Genomic DNA, 17,391 nt, shown 5'->3' with positions numbered 1-17,391 from the left:
CGTCCGGAACGGCGGGCCTCCGTCGTGCCCGCCCGCTTCGTAGCCGACGGGAAGGCGGGCACGCCGGCACGTGGACACGTCGGAACGTCGGCACGCGGGCACGAGGGCACGCGGGCACGCGGACGACTCAGCGGTGCGCCGGGAACTGCACCACCTGCTGGTAGGTGGGCCGGTTCTGCCAGTTGACCTGCGGGTGGGCCAGCCCGCCGACCGGGCGCTGGACGATCGAGTCCGCACACCACTGGTTGCCCGCCGCGCAGGTCCCGTCGGCCGGGTACACCGCCGCCGGGGCGGCCGCGGCCGCCTGCGTGAGGGTGGCGGCCACGGCCTCGCGGCACGCGGCGAGGGAGCCGCCGCCGCAGTGGACCCGGGAGGGCGGATCGGCCACCGGCCGCCCGAGGACCATCCGCAGGTCCTCGTCCGCGTAGCTCCACCAGCCGTACTGGAAGGCCGATCCGGCATGGGAACCGGTGGGCCCGTGCCCCGCGTTGGGTGCCTCGTCGACGGTCAGCGAGGCGCGCAGGGCGTCGTACAGCGGGGCCCCGAGGCTCGGTTTGAACTCGGCCTCGATCAGCAGCGGCCACCAGGCGTCCATGATCCGGATCGCGTCCGCGTGCGCGTACGTCCGCGAACCCTGGGCGGTCTCCTTGCGCTTGCTGCCGCTCGCCTGCCAGGCGGCCAGCTTGTCGACGGCCGCGGCGAGGGCCGGGTCGGTGATGGCCCCGCTGCGCAGCACGGCGAGGAGTTCGGGCAGCAGGTTCTCGGCGCGCAGGTCGGTGACCGCGGCCTCGGCCATCGCCCGGGTGAGGGTGGCGCGGGTGACCCCGCCGGCCGTGACGAGCTGCTTGACCCGGCGGTCGAGCAGGTCGCCGCGGTGGACGGCGCCCATGCCGAAGCCGGCCGCGCTGTAGTCCTTCGCCTGCTTGTTGTTCCAACTGATGTAGTAGTCCTGGCCGACGGACTGCGGGTGCTCGGCGGGCGGGGTGTAGGCGGCGGTGTTCGCGGCCGGGTCGAAGCCCTGCCATTCGTACTGCTGCCGGGCGTGCACGGGCAGGGCCGCGTCCACGCCCGCCGCGCGCACCGGGTTCAACCCGCTGTTGTAGTAGGCGGCCTCGCGCGAGTCGGCGTAGAACCAGTTGAAGGCGTAGCCGATGTGCTGGGCCGCCTGCTGGAAGGTCCGGGCGTCCTTGACGTACGAGGGGTCGTTCAGCATCTGGAAGCCGATGATCGAGTCGGCCTCGTGCCGGTAGGTGGAGCGCAGCGCGGTGTAGGCGACGGGCTTCGCGGCCACGGTGGCGCGGTGGGTGACGATGCCGTAGTGCGTGCGCCAGACCTGCATCCGGTAGGAGCCGTCGGGGGTCGGGTCGGCGACCGACTTCTTCCAGGTGTTGGTGTGTTCGAGCTTCTCCATCGGGGTGCAGGTGCCCCGGTAGAGGTACGAGGTGCTCGCCTTCGTCGGTGCCGCGCCGCCGGGCTCGCACAGCTCGACGGCGAAGGTGTCGGTGATGTCCTGGCCGGCGGAGGTGGCGCTCCAGGCGTAGTCCTGGCCGCGGCCCAGCTGTACGTACATGCTGACGCCGGCGAAGGAGGCGCCGCGGGCACTGATGCCGGGGCCCTGGAGCTCCTGGAGCATGAGGAGCTGGGGGGCGAGGTAGCCGGTCTGCGGCCCGAAGACGGCGATGGGGTGTCCGCCTGCGGTGTGGGCGCCGGAGACGAGCAGGGCGTTGGACATGCTCTGCCTGAGGGGCCTCGGCGGGTTCGCGGCCTCCTTGGCGGTGGCCGCGCCCGTACGGTCGTACACGAGCGGTTCGGCGGCGACGGACCCGGCGTCCGGGAGGGCGACGCCCTGCGGGTCCGCGGGTTTCTGCGCGTACGGGAAGCTCGTGCCGTCGTGGACGGTGAGCACGGCCTCGGCGTCGTTGCGCTGGCGGAAGGATTCCCAGACCCTGGTCCCCTCCTCCACGCCGTACTTCTGCTGCGCGGACAGCAGGGACAGCGCGGCCTGTACCTCGCCGCCCCCGCCGCCGCCGAACAGGCCGCCGACGACGGAGGCGAGCGCGATCAGGTCGGTGATCTTGAAGGGCTGTATCTCGCCGGCGTTGGTGAGGGAGTCGATGTGGCCCGTGAGGACGTACTCGCCGGGGAAGTAGCGGCCGTTCTTGGACTGGGTGCGGTAGAGGTTGATGCCGTCGACGTAGGCCTGTGCGTCCTCCATCGCGAGCCGCCCGCGCTCGCCCTCCGTGGTGCGGATCCGGTCCACCTGGGCCTGCAGGTCGGCCTCGGTGTACGGGGCCTGCGGCCAGAACTGCTGCTCCAGCCCCTGGTTGGCGAGGGCGCCGCCCGCGAAGGGGGTCAGGTCGCCGCGCCCCACGTGCCGGAAGAGGTCCATCTGCCAGAGGCGGTCCTGGGCGGCGGCGTAGCCCGCGCCGAAGGAAGTGCCGTAGCGGGTGGTGCCCTTGATGTGGGGGACGCCGGTCTTCTTGTCCCGGGTAATGGTGACGTCGGGGCGCGGGCTGGTGGTGGACTCGACCTGGTCGGCGGGCACGCCGAAGGCGGCGGTGTTGAAGAAGTCGTTGACCTTGGCGTCGGTCAGGCCCGGGTAGCCGGCCACCAGGGAATCGTAGCGGGCCAGTTGGTCGGAGGTGTGGGCCGGCAGCGTGCCGAACGCCTTGTGCAGGAGGATCTGGGCGAGCGTGGCGTTGCCGTTCTGGCCGGGCGGCAGGATGTCCGAGCACTGGCCGGCGCAGTAGTCGGCGATCGGGAGCGGCACCGGGTCGGCAGCGGCGCCGGCCGGGGCGGCCGGTGTCAGCAGGGTCGCGCCGAGGGTGATCAGAGCGGTGGCGACGGCAGTTCTCAGGCGAGCGGTGGGTCGTCGCATGCGTGCTCCTCCGTGGGGGGCAGGAACCGGTCACGGGGAGGGTACTGACGGAACTACCAATCGGTAAGATGAACGACCGTCACTTTTTTTCGAGGCGTGCACCGCCGGGCGCGGGAGCCGGAAATTGCGTTGCCCGGGCGGCGGGTGCCGGGAGAGGCTCCCTGCCATGTCACAGAGCACCGAAGATCAAACACCCTCGGCCGAAGCCCGCCGGAACGTCTCGGACCTCTTCTCGGGCGGCCGCCTCACCTCGATCCCGCGCAAGGCGGCCCGGCGGGAGCAATTGCTCGTCCACCTCGCGCAGACCCTCTTCGCGGCGGACCGCGAGTACACCGAGCCCGAGGTGAACGAAGCGCTGCGCACGGTGCACGAGGACTGCTCGGCGCTGCGGCGGTACCTGATCACCTCGGGCCACCTCACCCGGACCCGCGACGGCAGCAGCTACCGGCGGGCGACGACCACCCGGTAGCGGGTCCCGCGGGGGGGTGTCGGCGAGCACCCCTCACACCAGGGCGCCGCCCTCCGGCCGCGTTGTCAGAGGGGCCGTTTACTGTTCGGTCAACTGATCACGTACGAAAAGGGGAGGCAGCGTGCGGCGCTGGGAGTACGTCGACGGCGGTTCGGCCAAGTTCTGGGAGGCGGCGGCGGAGGGCACCTGTGTGACCGTCCGCTTCGGTCGCACGGGGACCGCCGGCCAGACACGGGTCAAGGAGTTCGACTCCGCCGCTGACGCGCAATCACACCTGGTCAAGGCCATAGCCGAGAAGGAGCGCAAGGGCTATGCGCAGACCGCAGCGGTTGCCGGAGCGGCCGCCGCAGCCGCGCCCCCCGCCGTGGAGCCGGGCGCCGCCGGCGCCTCGGCCGCCCCGGCCGTACCCGCGGACGAAAACGCCTTCACGCTGCCTCAGGCATGGAAGCGGAATCTGCATCCGCGGCGCGGCGGGACGGCCCGGACCGTGCCCGCCGTCGACGAGAGTGCGCCGCAGACGGTGCGCGAGTGGCTCGAGCGCGACGCCCCGACGATCGAGCGGGCGCTCTCCTGCGCGCAGAGCGACCCCGAACTCGTCGAGGCCGCCCGGGCCCACCAGGGCGGCACTCCGAGCCCGCTGGGCGCCGCGGTCCTCGCGAGGCTCGTGACCCAGCACTCCCGGTCCTTCACCGTCCTCGCGGACGCCTGGGTGGCCGACTTCGGGCTGCCGTTCGCCGCCCGCGCGGCAGCCGAACTGCCGGAGGTCCGGCTCGAGTGGGTGACGCGGAAGAACAAGAACTTCATCGACGGGGTCACCCTGCGCCCGGACAACGACGGCGCCCACGGCGGCTGGGGCAGATCGGCCTCCCGGCCGGCCCTGGAGCGCGTCCGGGCCCTGCTGGCCGTGGCGGACGAGGAAACGTACCGGGCCGCGGTCGCCGGCCTGGCGGGCGCCCGGCGGACCGGCCGCCAGCACGTGTCGGCGTGCTTCCTCGCCCCCTCGGAGCAGGAGTGGGTGGACGCGTGCTGCGCCGACCCGGCGACGCGCACGCACCCCGAGCGCGAGGTGCGCGAGATGCTGCTGTGCTCCCTCGGGTCGCCCGAGCAGGCCGCCCTGTTCGGCGATCGGGTGGACCTCGGGTGGCGGGGCTGGAGCGCGGACCTCATCGCGACGCTCGGGGAGGGCGTGGGCGCGGCGATGGCTCCGCTGCTGGCCGGCGAGCTGGCCCGGCAGTACATCGACACGGACGAAACCAAGGCGACCGCGGCCGCCCTGGCCGAGCTGCCCTCCGACGCGGCCTTCGGCTTCCTGGTCGACCGCCTCGACAACAAGCACGTACGGGCCTCCGTGAGCGCCGCGGCGCGCCGGTACCCGGCGCGGGCCCTGCGGATGCTGGCGCAGGCCTCGCTCGGCTCGGGCGCCGCGGCATCGATGGCCGGTCAGCTGCTGGTCGGGCACGTGGCCGCCCACCGCGACCTCGCGTTCGGCCTGCTGGCGACCCTCCCGGAGGAGATCGCCGCGGCCATCGACCCCCTCGTGCACCGGGCGGGGCGGGTGGAGGAGGCGGCGTGGGACGCGCTGCCGCCGCTGCTGACCAACCCGCCGTGGACCCGCAAGCGGACGGTGGCCAAGCCGCGGACGGTCGCCGGGCTGCTCGCGCCGGACGAAGCCGCGATCCGGTGGCGGACCGGTGAGCGGGAGGCATGGGCCGCCACCGAGTCCTGGGTCACCAGCTGGGAGCCGTACCACCCGATGGAGACCTACGTCGAGAACCTGCGCAAGGGCGTGCGGCGCCGGCAGTGGGACGCGCTGGCGGTGTTCGTCAAGGGCCCCGTGGAGCTGGTGCGCCCGCTGCTCGCCGACTGGCCGGGGACCGAGTACACCTACGAGGGGCTCGGCTCCTTCAAGCCGCTCGTCGCCCGGCACGAACTGGCCGCGCTGCCCGTGGCCGTGAGCATGGCGACGCGCAACCCGACGGTCATGGCGCCCCTGCTCCTTCCGTTCCTCGATGCGGGCGTGGCGCGGCTGATGGCCGAGTGGCTGGTACGGCTCAAGGTGGCGGGTGAGACGGCGCGTTCCTGGTGCGTCCGGCACGGCGCCGGTGCGGCACGGCTGCTCGTCCCCGACGCGCTGGGCACGCCCGGCGCGGAGCGGACCGCCGCCGAGCGGGCCCTGTCGGTGATCGTGGCGGCGCACGGCGCCGACACGGTGCGCCGGGTGGTCGCCGAGTACGGCCCGGAGGCCGCCGAGGCCCTGGAGCCGCTGCTGGTGGCCGATCCGCTGGCGTCCGCGCTGCCCGCCCGCATGCCCAAGGTGCCCGGCTGGGCCGACGCACACGCACTGCCGCAGATCCTGCTGAAGTCCGGTGGGGCCCTGCCCGCCCCGGCCGTCGCACACGTGCTGACCATGCTGGCGGTGTCCACGCCCCGGGCGGAGTTCCCCGGACTGCACCAGCTGCGCGAGCTGTGCACCCGGGAGTCGCTGACCGCCTTCGTGTGGGCGCTGTTCACCCAATGGCAACTCGCCGGGATGCCGCCCAAGGAGGCGTGGGCGCTGCACGCGCTCGGCTGGTTCGGCGACGACGGGACGGTACGCGCACTGACTCCGGTGATCCGGGCGTGGCCGGGCGAGGGCGCGCACCACCGGGCGGTCGACGGTCTCGACGTCCTGGCGTCGATCGGCACCGATGTCGCCCTGCTGCACCTGCACGGGATCGCGCAGCGCGTGAAGTTCAAGGCGCTGAAGCTCCGCGCCCAGGAGAAGATCTCCGAGGTCGCGGCCGAGCTGGGGCTCACCGGCGAGCAGTTGTCGGACCGGCTGGTGCCGGACCTCGGTCTGGACGCGGACGGCAGCACCGTCATCGACTACGGCACGCGCCGCTTCACGGTCGGCTTCGACGAGCAGCTCAAGCCGTACGTACGGGACGGGGACGGCCGGCGCCTGAAGGACCTGCCGAAGCCGGGAGCCCGGGACGACGCGGAGCTCGCCACGGCCGAGCGCAAGCGGTTCACGGCCCTGAAGAAGGACGTCCGCACGATCGCCTCGGACCAGGTGCGGCGCCTGGAGGCCGCGATGGTGGACGGACGCGCGTGGACGGCCGCCGAGTTCCGTCAGCTGTTCGTCGAGCACCCGCTGGTGTGGCACCTGGTGCGGCGGCTGGTCTGGCGGGCCGAGGCGGGGGGCGAGGTGACCGCGTTCCGAGTGGCCGAGGACCGTACGTACGCCGATGCCGAGGACGAGACGGTGGTGTTCGCGGACGACGCGAGCATCACACTGGCGCACCCGCTGCACCTGGACGGCGCTCTGGAGGCCTGGTCCGAGCTGTTCGCGGACTACGAGATCGTGCAGCCGTTCCCGCAGCTGGGCCGGCCGGTCCTGGCGGTGACCGAGGAGGAGGCCGCCGACGCGCGCCTGACCCGCTTCGAGGGCTTCACCGTGCCCGTCGGCAAGCTGCTCGCGCTGCAGAAGCGCGGCTGGGAGCGCGGCGAGCCGCAGGACGCCGGGGTGGAGCGGTGGTTCTCCCGCCGGCTGGGCCCCGAGCGCTATCTGGTGATCGGGCTCGACGAGGGCATCGCGGTCGGGATGATCGGGGAGTTCCCGGACCAGAAGCTGGAGACCGTCTGGCTCGACACCCGGCCCTGTGACTACTGGAGCTCCCGCACCTATCCGCTGAAGTTCGGCGACCTGTCCCCGGTCATCGTCTCCGAGGTGCTGGCCGACCTGACGGAGCTGACGTCATGACGACCGCCACCACACCCCCGGCCGCGGAGCAGCTGCAGCGGCCGCCCGCCGAGGTCCGCCACGCCGCGGAACTCGCGGCCCTGCGCGCCCGCGACACCGACCACCGCCCGCCGGGCTGGCAGTTGAGCCTGCGGGCCGCCCGCCGCTTCATCGTCGGGGACGAGGAGGCGGGCATCGGCCGCAAGTTCGTCGGGGACGCGGCCCTCGTCGAGCGGGCCCTGGTGGCGCTGGCAACCAACCGGGGCCTGATGCTGGTGGGCGAACCGGGTACCGCCAAGTCGCTGCTGTCGGAGCTGATCGCGGCGGCCGTCAGCGGCGACTCCACGCTGATCGTCCAGGGCGGCGCGGCGACCACCGAGGACCAGATCAAGTACTCCTGGAACTACGCCCTGCTCGTCTCCGAGGGCCCGTCCCAGCGCTCGCTGGTACCGGCTCCCATGCTGACCGGGATGCGCGAGGGGCGGCTCGTGCGCTTCGAGGAGATCACCCGCTGCCCGCTGGAGGTGCAGGACTCCCTGCTGTCGCTGCTGTCCGAACGGGTGGTGGCCGTACCGGAGCTGGAGGGGCCGGACGGGATGGTGTTCGCCCGCCAGGGCTTCAACGTGATCGCGACGGCGAACACCCGCGACCGCGGGGTCAACGAGATGAGTGCCGCGCTCAAGCGGCGGTTCAACTACGAGACCGTCTTCCCGATCTGCGACCTGGACACCGAGCTCGCCCTGGTCGAGGCCGAGGCGAAGGCCCTGCTCCAGCGCTCGGGGGTGAGCGCGGCGCCCGACCCGGACGTCATGGAAGTGCTCGTCACCACCTTCCGGGAGCTGCGCTCGGGAGTCGGCGGCGAGGGCGCGGGCCGGGACCGGCTCTCCTCGGTCATGAGCACCGCCGAGGCCGTGTCGGTCGCCCACGCGGTGGGCGTACGGGGCTGGTTCCTGCGCGGCGAGCCGGGCAACGCGGCGGACCTGGTCACCTGCCTGGCGGGTACGGCGGCCAAGGACAGCCCGGAGGACCTGGCCCGGCTGCGGCGCTACCTCGAACAGCGGGCGGCCAAGCGCGGCGGGGCGCAGTGGAAGGCGCTGCACGCGTCCCGCCACCTGCTCGCGGGCCGATGAGCCGGTGACCCGATGACCGCGACCTTCCTGGGAGTGCGCCACCACTCCCCCGCCTGTGCCCGCCTCGTCGCCCGCACCATCGAGGAGTTGCGCCCCGCCCACGTCCTGATCGAGGGCCCGGCCGACCTGGCCGGCCGCCTCGACGAGCTGCTGCTCGGGCACGAGCTGCCGGTCGCCGTGTTCAGCCACTACCGGGACGCGCAGCGCAGTGCCACGTCCTGGACGCCGCTGTGCGACTACTCGCCGGAGTGGGTGGCGCTGACGGCGGGCCGGGCCGCGGGGGCGGAGGTGCGCTTCATCGACCTGCCCGCCTGGCACCCGGCGTTCGCCGGGCGCACCAACCGGTACGCGGACGCCGAGGCCCGCTACGCCGAGGCGACCGAACGGCTGTGCCGGCGCTTCCACGTCGACTCCGTCGACGCCCTGTGGGACCGGATGTTCGAGTCCGGCGCCGACCCGGGGGACGACGGGCTCGCCGCCCGGCTGGAGGCGTACTTCGACGTCGTGCGCGGCGACGCGGTCGCGGACGAGGGCGACCGGGCGCGGGAGCAGTACATGGCCTCCTGGGTGCGGGCCGCAGTGGCCGCCGCCGGGGAGCGCCCGGTCCTCGTGGTCACGGGCGGGTTCCACCGGCCCGCGCTGGTCGCCCTGACCGGGGACGGCAACGGGGACGGCAACGGCGGGGACGGCAACAACGGGGACGGCACCGAGGGCGGTCCCGGAGACGGCCTGCCCGGAGTCTGGCCGGAGGTGCCCGAGCCGCCCGAGGGAGCCGTGGGCGGGAGCTTCCTGGTGCCGTACTCCTTCCGGCAGCTCGACGCCTTCGCCGGGTACCAGTCGGGGATGCCCTCACCGGCGTACTACCAGCGCCTGTGGGAAGCGGGCCCCGACGCCGCGGGCGAATCCCTGGTGCGGGCGGTCGCCGGGCGGTTGCGCGAGCGCGGCCATCCGGTCTCGACGGCCGGGCTGGTCGCCGCGCACAGCACCGCCCTGGGCCTGGCCGCGCTGCGCGGGCACCGGGCGCCCACCCGCCTCGACCTGCTCGACGGACTGGCCGGGGCGCTGATCACCGAGGCGCTCGACGAGCCCCTGCCCTGGACCCGACGCGGCCCGCTGCGCCCCGGGGCCCACCCCGTCGTCGTGGAGATGGTCGCCGCCTGCAGCGGCGACCGCGTGGGGCGGCTGCATCCGGGCACGCCTGCGCCTCCGCTCGTGCACGACGTCGAAGCCCGGCTGGCGGCGCTGGGCCTGGGCCCGCACCACGGCCGGCCGGTTACGCTGCGGCTGACCGACCCGGCGGACCTGAACCGCAGCCAGGCGCTGCACCGGCTGCGGGTGCTGGACGTACCGGGCTTCACCCGGGTGAGCGGCCCCGCCCACGGCACCGACCCGGTCTTCACCGAGACCTGGGAGCCCCGGACGGCGGCGGGCCGTGAGGCCGCGCTGATCGAGGCGGGCGCTTTCGGCGCGACCCTGGACGAGGCCGCGGCCGCCGTCCTCGACGACCGGATGCACGCCGCGGGCGCCGAGCCCGACGCACTGGCCGGTGTCCTCTTCGACGCCGTGGTGTGCGGTGCCACGCGACTGTCCGCCCGCCTGGTCGCGGAGCTCGGCGCCGGTCTCGGGCGGGCGACCGCGCTCGGACCGCTGGGCGGGGCGCTGCGCACGGCCCTCGGGCTGTGGCGGCACGACCGGGTGTACGGCGTGGCCCGCGACCCGTTGCTCGGCGCCGCCGTCGACACCGCGGTCGGCCGCGTCCTGTGGCTGGCGGAGGGGGTCCAGGGGACGGGCGCAGCTCCCGATCACGGCCGGCTGCGCGCGCTCTCCGCCGTACGGGATGCGGTGCTGCACGCCGAGGAGCTGCTGTCGGTGCCGCGGGAGACGGTGACCGGCGTGTGCCACCGGATCAGCGCGGACGCCGCCGCCCCGGCCGACCTGCGCGGCGCGGCGTTCGGGCTGCGCCGCGTGCTGGGGGACACCGGCGGTCTCGACGCGGCCGCCGCGGTCCGCGCGGCGGCCGGTCCCGGGACGCTCGGCGACTGGCTGGCCGGCCTGTTCGCCCTCGCCCGTACGGAACTGACCTCGGGCGGCGGCCCGGAACCGCTGATCGGCGTGCTCGACGAACTGGTCCGCGCCATGTCCGAGGAGGACTTCCTGGCCGGTCTGCCCGCTCTGCGGCAGGCGTTCGCCTACTTCCCGCCCCGCGAGCGCGAGCGGATCGCCGCGCAACTGATCGAACGGCGTGGTCTGCGCGGCTCGGCACGGTCGCTGCTGCGCGTCACCGCCGACCCGCTGCTGATCGCGCGGGCCCGGAACCTGGAGGACCACGTGGAACGCACCCTTGACCGCTACGGCCTGCGGGCCGCCCCGTGACCGCCCCGGGCCCTCGTCCCGCAGGCGCCGCCGAGCCCCACCGCGCGAGCACCCCCGGCCCCCGCATCCCCGCCGGCGCCCCCGATCCCGGCCTGGAGCGCTGGCGGCTCGTCCTGGGCGCCCCCGCCGAACGGTGCACGGGCCCGCTCGGCGCCGAGGCCGCCGCCCGCGACGCCGCGCTGGACTGGCTCTACGGCCGCGACCCGGAGCAGGCCCGGCGCGGCGTCCGTCCCGGCGTGAACGCGCGGGAGAGCCGGGAGGGCGGCGACGGGCCTTCGGCGGTCACCGCGGTCGACTGGCTCGACGCCATCCACCGGCTCTTCCCCAAGGAGACGATCGAGCGGCTGGAGCGGGACGCCGTCGAGCTCTACGAGATCCACGAGATCGTCACCGACCCGGCCGTACTGGAGCGCGTGGAGCCCAACCCGACGCTGCTGCGCGCGGTCCTGCGCACCAAGCACCTGATGAACCCCGAGGTGCTGCGGCTGGCCCGGCGGATCGTGGAGACGGTGGTGCGCCGCCTGCTGGACCGGCTGGAGCCCGAGATCCGGCGCTCGTTCACCGGTACGCGCTCGCGCCGCCCCAGTCTGCTGCCCTCGGCCCGCGACTTCGACTTCCGCGGCACTCTCCGCGCCAACCTGGCCCACTACCAGCCCGCCGAGCGGCGCATCCTGATCGAGCGGCCGCGTTTCCACTCGCGCACCCGGCCCCATCTGGAGCAGTGGCAGCTGATCCTGCTGGTGGACCAGTCCGGTTCCATGGTCGACTCGGTCATCCACTCCGCCGTCACCGCCGCCAGCCTGTGGGGGCTGCCGGGCCTGAAGACCCATCTGGTCGCCTTCGACACCAGCGTGGTGGACCTGACGAGCGATGTCACCGACCCGGTCGAGCTGCTCATGCGCGTCCAGCTCGGCGGCGGCACCGACATCGCGAAGGCGGTCGACTACGGCACCCGGCTGATCGACAACCCGCGGCGCGCCATCGTCGCGCTGATCACCGACTTCTACGAGGGCGGCGACCCGTACCGGCTGGTGCGCGGGGTGCGCGAGCTGGCCGAACAGGGCACGACCGTCCTGGGCCTGGCCGCGCTGGACCAGGAGGCGAACCCGGCGTACGACCGCGCGCTCGCGCAGCGGCTCGCCGACGCGGGCGCCCACGTCGGGGCGATGACACCGGGTCAGCTCGCCGAGTTCGTCGCCGAAAGGCTGGGCCGATGAGCGGGGCCGGCGCGGCGGCCCGCCCCGACCTGTTGGCCCTCGACCTCGCCACGCTCGCCTCGCTCGCCAACCGGGGCCTGGTCAAACGTGCCGCGAAGGAACGGGACGCGGGCTGCGGGGCCGAGGTGTGGCCGGACGCGGACGGCACGCTGCGCGGACGGTTCCCGGACGGCACGGAGGTTGCGCTGCCGCCGGGTGCGGGCCTCGACCGGGGCACGTGCACCTGCGGGGCACCGGGGATCTGCCGGCACCTGATCGGCCTGGTCCTCGCCTGCCAGGGGGACGCCGCCGAAACCCGGCAAGCCGGCCCCGGTGCCCCTGCCGGCGCCGGCGCCGCTTCGGCCGATACCGGCGCCGGGACCGATGCCGAAACCGAAGGCGGAGCCGCATGGCGGCCGTGGTCCCCCGGCAGCCTCGACGACGACGCGCTGAGCGCCGCCGTGGGAGCCCGGGCCGTGACCTCCGCGCGGCGCACCCTCGCCCGCGGCTACACGGCCCGGCTGCACCATCCGACGGCCGAGGAGCCCGTCGCCCGGGCCGAACTGCCCACCTGCACGGTGCGCTTCCCGGTACCGGCGCCGGACGGCATCGGGCATGCGGTCACCGATGCCACCGCCGCCCGGCGCGGGGAGGTCATCGCGCTCGCCGTCTGGGCGTTCCGCGCCGCCACCGAGGCCGATCCGGCCGATCCGCCCGCCCAGGTCGACGTGGGCGGAAGGGGTGGCCGGACGCTCGCCGCCGGGTCGCCGGAGCTCCGTACGGCGGCCGCCCTCCTCGACGAGCTGCTGCTGGACGGCGCCGCCCACGCCGGGCCGGTACTGGCGACGTCCCTGCGCCGGGTGCGGGACGAGTTGTCCGCCCGGGCCCTGCACTGGCCGGCCGGAACGCTCACCGACGTGATCGAGCAGCTCGACGAGCACGCCGGCCGGGGCGCCCGCTACCGGGCCGAGCGGCACGCCGCGCTGATCACCGAATTCCACGCCCGCCTCCGCGCGGCCGCCCACACCTCGCAGGTCGCCGCGTCCCAGGTGCTGGGCTCCGGGGAGCGCGGTGACACCGCCCTGCGGCGGGTGCGCCTCACGGCGCTCGGATGCCGGATCAGCGGTACCCCGCAGGACCGCACCGCCGAGGTGTTCCTCGCCCACGGCGACGCCGGGACGGGCCTGGTGCTGCGCCGCCGGTGGGCCCTCGCGCCGGGCCAGGATCCGACCGGGCCCGAACTTGCGGCCCGGCGGGTGGCGGGGGCGCCGCTGGGGGCGGTGGCCCGCGCCAACCTGGTGAGCGAGAGCGCCTCCCGCACTCCCGGCCTGTCCGTCACCATCGGCGCCGGCCGGGTGGCGTCGACGAGCGTGACTCCGGTCGGCTCGGCTTGGGCGGATCTCCCGGAGCCGCTGCTGCTCAGGGACTTCGCCGCCCACGCCCGCGCGCTGGACCGGCTGCCGCTGTACCTGGTCCGGCCCCGGACCGGGGCCGACTCCGTGCGGGTGGTCGCGGTGCACGAGATCGGGGAGCTCGGCTACGACCCGGCCGAGCAGCGCCTGGAGGCCGCCGTACGCGACGCCCACGGCGCCGCCGCGACGCTCTCGGCGGTGCACAACCCGTACAGTCCCGGCGCCCTGGACGTCCTCGCCGCGTGCCTGGAGGGCAGCCGGGGCGAGGTCCGCTACCTGAGCGCCTTCGTCCGGGTGACGGGCGCCGGGCTCGTCTTCGACCCGATCGCCGTCATGACGACGCAGGGCGTGACCGTACCCGACCTGAGCCCCGCCGCCGGCTCCCCGCTCGTGCCGAACCTGCTGCCGCGCCCGCGCGACCCGCTCAGCGAGGCCCTGGAGGGCGCCGTGTCCGCGATGGCCGCGGCGGCCGACCGCGGCCTGCGCGCATGCGGCGCGGCCGCCCGCGCCCGCCTGGAGGAGGCCGCGACCGACCTGTCCCGCACGGGCCTGTCGGCCGCCGCAGGACTGGTCCGTGCCTTCCTCGCCGCCCTGCACGACGAGGGCCCGGCCACGGCGGTCCGCCCCTGGGTGGACGCCCAGATCCACTTGCTGTCCGCCCTGGAACTCCACGCCCGGGCGGCCTGACCCGGCGCATGTGATCCGCCGGCACGGCCGCCTGGACCACTCACCCAGGCCGTCTCTTTCGGATCTTGCGGGTCAGTCCAGATCCGAAAGAGACGGCCTAGCCCCGGTACGCCTCCAGCAGCCGGAGCCAGATCTCGCTGAGCGTCGGGAAGGCCGGGACCGCGTGCCACAGGCGCTCGAGCGGGACCTCGCCCGCCACGGCGATCGTGGCGGCGTGGAGCAGTTCGGCGGCGCCCGGGCCGACGAAGGTGGCTCCGAGGAGGATCTCGCGGTCCAGGTCGACGACCATCCGGGCCCGGCCGCGGTAGCCGTCGGCGTAGAGCCCGGCGCCGGTGACCTTGGACAGGTCGTAGTCGACGGCGCGGACCCGGTGGCCCGCCCGTTCGGCCTCGGCCAGGCTGAGGCCGACCGCGGCGGCCTCCGGGTCGGTGAAGACGACCTGGGTGACGGCCCGCGTGTCGGCGGTCGCCGCGTGCGCGCCCCAGGGACCGGTGTCGAGCGGGGTCCCGCCGGCCGCGCGGGCGGCGATCGCGGCTCCCGCGATCCGCGCCTGGTACTTGCCCTGGTGGGTCAGGAGCGCCCGGTGGTTGACGTCCCCGACGGCGTACAGCCAGTCGTGTCCGGGCACCCGGCAGCTGTCGTCGACCCCGATCCACCGGCCCGGGGGGAGCCCGACGGTGTCCAGTCCGATGTCCTCGGTCCGCGGTGCGCGTCCGGTCGCCACGAGCAGTTCGTCGCCCTCGAGGAGTTCGCCGCCCTCCAGTACCACCGTGACGGGGCCGGTGGAGCCGTCCCGTACGACGGCCTCGACGCTCACGCCCGTACGGACCGCCGCGCCCGCCTCGCGCAGCGCCTCGGCGACCAGCTCACCGGCGAAGGGCTCCATCCGCGGCAGCAGTCCCGTGCCGCGTACGAGTACGGTGACCTGCGATCCGAGGCCCTGCCATGCCGTGGCCATCTCGGCGGCCACCACCGAACCGCCCACGATCAGCAGCCGACCCGGCGCCACCCGGGCCGAGGTCGCCTCGCGGCTGGTCCAGGGGCCGGCCCCGGCCATTCCGGGAACATCAGGGATCACGGCGCGGGTTCCGGTGGCGACCACCACCGCGTGGCGGGCCGACAGCACGTGGTGCTCGCCCTCGGGGCTGGTGACGGCGACCTTGCGGACCCCGTACAGCCGGCCGTGGCCCCGGTAGACATGGGCGCCGATCGAGTCGAGCCAGTCGATCTGGCCCTCGTCCTTCCAGTTCCCGGTCCAGTAGTCGCGGTGCGCGAACACCGCCGCCGTGTCCAGGGGCCCACCGGCGGCGTCCGCCAGGCCGGGCACCCGGCGGGCATCGGCCCGGGCGAGCACCGGGCGCAGCAGCGACTTGCTCGGCACGCACGCCCAGTACGAACACTCCCCGCCCACGAGTTCGCTCTCGACCAGGGCGGTACTCAGCCCGGCGGCGCGGGTCCGGTCGGCGACGTTCTCGCCGGCCGGTCCCCCGCCGAGCACCACTACGTCGTACTCCACGGCTTCGGTCATACGGGTCAGTGTCACCGCCCGCCGGGGGCGGCGTCACGCAATCAGGCCTCCGGCGTGCCGGTTTCCCCACCGCCCTGCTGCTCCGCGGCGATCTTCGCGCGCACCTCGTCCATGTCGAGGGCGCGCGCCTGCGCGATGAGGTCCGTCAGGGCCGCCTCCGGCAGGGCGCCGGGCTGGGCGAAGATGGCCACCTGGTCCCGGACGATCATCAGGGTCGGGATGGAGGTGATCTGGAAGGCTCCGGCCAGCTCCTGCTGCGCCTCGGTGTCCACCTTGGCGAAGACCAGGTCGGGGTGGGCCTCGGAGGCCTTCTCGAAGACCGGGGCGAACTGCAGGCACGGCCGGCACCAGCCCGCCCAGAAGTCGATCAGCACGAACGGGTTCTCGCTGACCGTCTGGTCGAAGTTTTCCTTGGTGAGCTCGACTGTTGCCACGGTGTCCTGCCTCCTGGTTGCGCGTTCTGTTCCTTGAACCAACGTCGTGTCCGCATCATTCCTCCCGCAAACGGACGGGTCCTAGAACGGATGCCCTGCGGGGGTGGAGCGGATGGTGGTCCAGCGCAGCTCGGTGAAGGCCTCCAGGTTCGCCTCGCCGCCGACCCGCGAACCGGTGCCGGAGACGCCGACCCCGCCGAACGGGGCGACGGCCTCGTCGTTGACCGTCTGGTCGTTGACGTGCGCGATCCCGGTCGGTATCCGCTCTGCGAGGTCCAGGCCGCGCCCCGCGTCCCGGGTGACGATCCCCAGGGAGAGTCCGTAGGGGCCGGCCGAGGCCAGCTCCACCGCCTCCTCCTCCGTGGCGAAGGACCGTACGGGCGCGACGGGGCCGAAGACCTCCTCGGTGTAGGCGGGGGTGTCGTCCCCGACGCCCGCCAGGACGGTCGGCCGGTAGAAGAGGTCCCGGTGGGTGCCGCCCGCGACGAGCTTGGCGCCCTGTGCGGTGCTGGCCTCCACCAGGGCGTGTACGCGCTCCACCTGGGCACGGTCGATCAGCGGCCCCAGGTGGACCTGCTCGCGGTACGGGTCCCCCACGGCCAGGGACTCGGCGCGCACGGCGAGCCGTTCCACGTACTCGTCGTAGAGCGAGGCGTGCACGAGGTGGCGGCCGGCGGTCATGCAGATCTGGCCCTGGTGGAAGAAGGTGCCCCAGGAGGCCTGGGCCACGGCGGCCCCGACGTCCGCGTCACGGAGCACGACGAGGGCCGAGTTGCCGCCCAGCTCCAGGTGCGCGCGGGTGAGGTGACGGCCCGCCAGCTCCCCCACCGCCCGTCCTGCGGCGGTGGATCCGGTGAACGACACCACCCGGACCCGGGGATCGGCCACGACCGCGGCTCCCGTCCCGGCGCCGCCCGGCAGGACGTGCAGCAGGCCGCCCGGCAGACCCGCGGCGGCGAAGACGGCGGCGAGTGCGAGGCCGCCGCACACGGCGGTGCGCCGGTCCGGCTTGAGCAGCACCGCGTTGCCGAGGGCCAGCGCGGGCGCCACCGAGCGGATCGACAGGATCAGCGGGGCGTTGAACGGGGCCACGACGCCGACCACCCCGGCCGGCACCCGTCGGGTGAACGAGAGCCGGGGCGCCTCGCTCGGCAGCACCTGGCCGGTCGGGCGGGAGGCCAGCGCGGCGGCCTCGTAGCACTCCTGCGCCGCGACGTGCAGCTCGAAGTCGGCCTTCCCGGGTATCGAGCCGGATTCCCGCACCAGCCATTCCCGCAGCTCTTCGGCGTGCGCGGTGAACAGGTCCCCGGCGCGGCGCAGCACGGCCGCCCGCTCCGGGTGGGTGGCGCGCGCCCAGTCGCGCTGCGCGGCCAGGGCCCGTACGGCGCTCTCCGCGACGTCGGCGGGCGCGGCCAGGTCGATGGTGGCGAGGGTGCGGCCGGTGGCGGGTTCGAGGACCGGGGCGGCGCCGCCGGTGAGGACGGGTCCGTCCTGCCAGAGCGTCGGGTCGAGGAGCGGCATGGCGCGTGGCCTCCGGGTGGGGATGGGCGGGTGCCGGGGGGC

General features: G+C 74.7%; 10 protein-coding genes. 6 read left to right on the top strand and 4 right to left on the bottom strand.

The window, feature by feature from the left end:
* Positions 1–127: 127 nt before the first annotated feature.
* Positions 128–2,878, bottom strand: coding sequence for a penicillin acylase family protein (locus AB0D44_RS07000; protein ID WP_362585560.1), 2,751 nt, complete (start codon positions 2,876–2,878; stop codon positions 128–130).
* 166 nt (positions 2,879–3,044) lie between these two features.
* On the opposite strand from AB0D44_RS07000, the gene AB0D44_RS06995 reads away from it, so the two are divergent.
* The 6 genes from AB0D44_RS06995 to AB0D44_RS06970 all read left to right on the top strand — a co-directional run bounded on the left by AB0D44_RS06995 (position 3,045) and on the right by AB0D44_RS06970 (position 13,866).
* Positions 3,045–3,347: a DUF2087 domain-containing protein gene (locus AB0D44_RS06995; protein ID WP_362585558.1), complete on the top strand. Its 303-nt coding sequence runs from the start codon at positions 3,045–3,047 to the stop codon at positions 3,345–3,347.
* Between the two features lie 121 nt (positions 3,348–3,468).
* Entirely contained in the window at positions 3,469–7,089 is a 3,621-nt protein-coding gene (locus tag AB0D44_RS06990; RefSeq protein ID WP_362585555.1) for a DUF4132 domain-containing protein, read from the top strand.
* Positions 7,086–8,198 carry an AAA family ATPase gene (locus AB0D44_RS06985; RefSeq protein WP_362585552.1) on the top strand — a complete coding sequence of 371 codons (1,113 nt, stop codon included), beginning with the start codon at positions 7,086–7,088 and terminating at the stop codon, positions 8,196–8,198. The genes AB0D44_RS06990 and AB0D44_RS06985 overlap by 4 nt, the downstream gene beginning before the upstream one ends.
* Before the next feature lie 12 nt (positions 8,199–8,210).
* Positions 8,211–10,571 carry a DUF5682 family protein gene (locus tag AB0D44_RS06980; protein WP_362585549.1) on the top strand — a complete coding sequence of 787 codons (2,361 nt, stop codon included), beginning with the start codon at positions 8,211–8,213 and terminating at the stop codon, positions 10,569–10,571.
* On the top strand, positions 10,568–11,788 hold the full coding sequence (locus AB0D44_RS06975) for a VWA domain-containing protein (protein ID WP_362585546.1): 1,221 nt from the start codon (positions 10,568–10,570) through the stop codon (positions 11,786–11,788). Before AB0D44_RS06980 ends, AB0D44_RS06975 begins: the two co-directional genes overlap by 4 nt.
* Positions 11,785–13,866, top strand: coding sequence for a hypothetical protein (locus AB0D44_RS06970; RefSeq protein WP_362585543.1), 2,082 nt, complete (start codon positions 11,785–11,787; stop codon positions 13,864–13,866). The genes AB0D44_RS06975 and AB0D44_RS06970 overlap by 4 nt, the downstream gene beginning before the upstream one ends.
* A 97-nt stretch (positions 13,867–13,963) precedes the next feature.
* Here AB0D44_RS06970 and AB0D44_RS06965 read toward each other — a convergent pair whose 3' ends face one another.
* From AB0D44_RS06965 to AB0D44_RS06955, 3 genes are read right to left on the bottom strand one after another with little or no spacing between them, the layout of a single operon-like run.
* On the bottom strand, positions 13,964–15,394 hold the full coding sequence (locus AB0D44_RS06965; protein ID WP_362585540.1) for an NAD(P)/FAD-dependent oxidoreductase: 1,431 nt from the start codon (positions 15,392–15,394) through the stop codon (positions 13,964–13,966).
* A gap of 41 nt (positions 15,395–15,435) precedes the next feature.
* Positions 15,436–15,870 (bottom strand): thioredoxin domain-containing protein, encoded by a 435-nt coding sequence (locus AB0D44_RS06960; protein WP_362585538.1) that lies wholly within the window; start codon positions 15,868–15,870, stop codon positions 15,436–15,438.
* Between the two features lie 39 nt (positions 15,871–15,909).
* The gene (locus AB0D44_RS06955; RefSeq protein WP_362585535.1) at positions 15,910–17,349 is read right to left on the bottom strand and encodes an aldehyde dehydrogenase family protein; all 1,440 of its coding nucleotides are present in this window, start codon (positions 17,347–17,349) and stop codon (positions 15,910–15,912) included.
* Positions 17,350–17,391 lie beyond the last annotated feature (42 nt).

This window comes from Streptomyces sp. NPDC048349 (assembly GCF_040651925.1).
Taxonomy (GTDB): Bacteria; Actinomycetota; Actinomycetes; order Streptomycetales; family Streptomycetaceae; genus Streptomyces.
Note: the sequence above shows the minus strand (reverse complement) of the source record. Positions and strands in the feature narration are given on the sequence as shown.

Coding starts and splice junctions, on each gene's coding strand:
- AB0D44_RS06980 (WP_362585549.1), top strand. CDS start 8,211: ATGACCGCGACCTTCCTGGGAGTGCGCCACCACTCCCCCGCCTGTGCC.
- AB0D44_RS06955 (WP_362585535.1), bottom strand. CDS start 17,349: ATGCCGCTCCTCGACCCGACGCTCTGGCAGGACGGACCCGTCCTCACC.
- AB0D44_RS06985 (WP_362585552.1), top strand. CDS start 7,086: ATGACGACCGCCACCACACCCCCGGCCGCGGAGCAGCTGCAGCGGCCG.
- AB0D44_RS06965 (WP_362585540.1), bottom strand. CDS start 15,394: ATGACCGAAGCCGTGGAGTACGACGTAGTGGTGCTCGGCGGGGGACCG.
- AB0D44_RS06970 (WP_362585543.1), top strand. CDS start 11,785: ATGAGCGGGGCCGGCGCGGCGGCCCGCCCCGACCTGTTGGCCCTCGAC.
- AB0D44_RS07000 (WP_362585560.1), bottom strand. CDS start 2,878: ATGCGACGACCCACCGCTCGCCTGAGAACTGCCGTCGCCACCGCTCTG.
- AB0D44_RS06995 (WP_362585558.1), top strand. CDS start 3,045: ATGTCACAGAGCACCGAAGATCAAACACCCTCGGCCGAAGCCCGCCGG.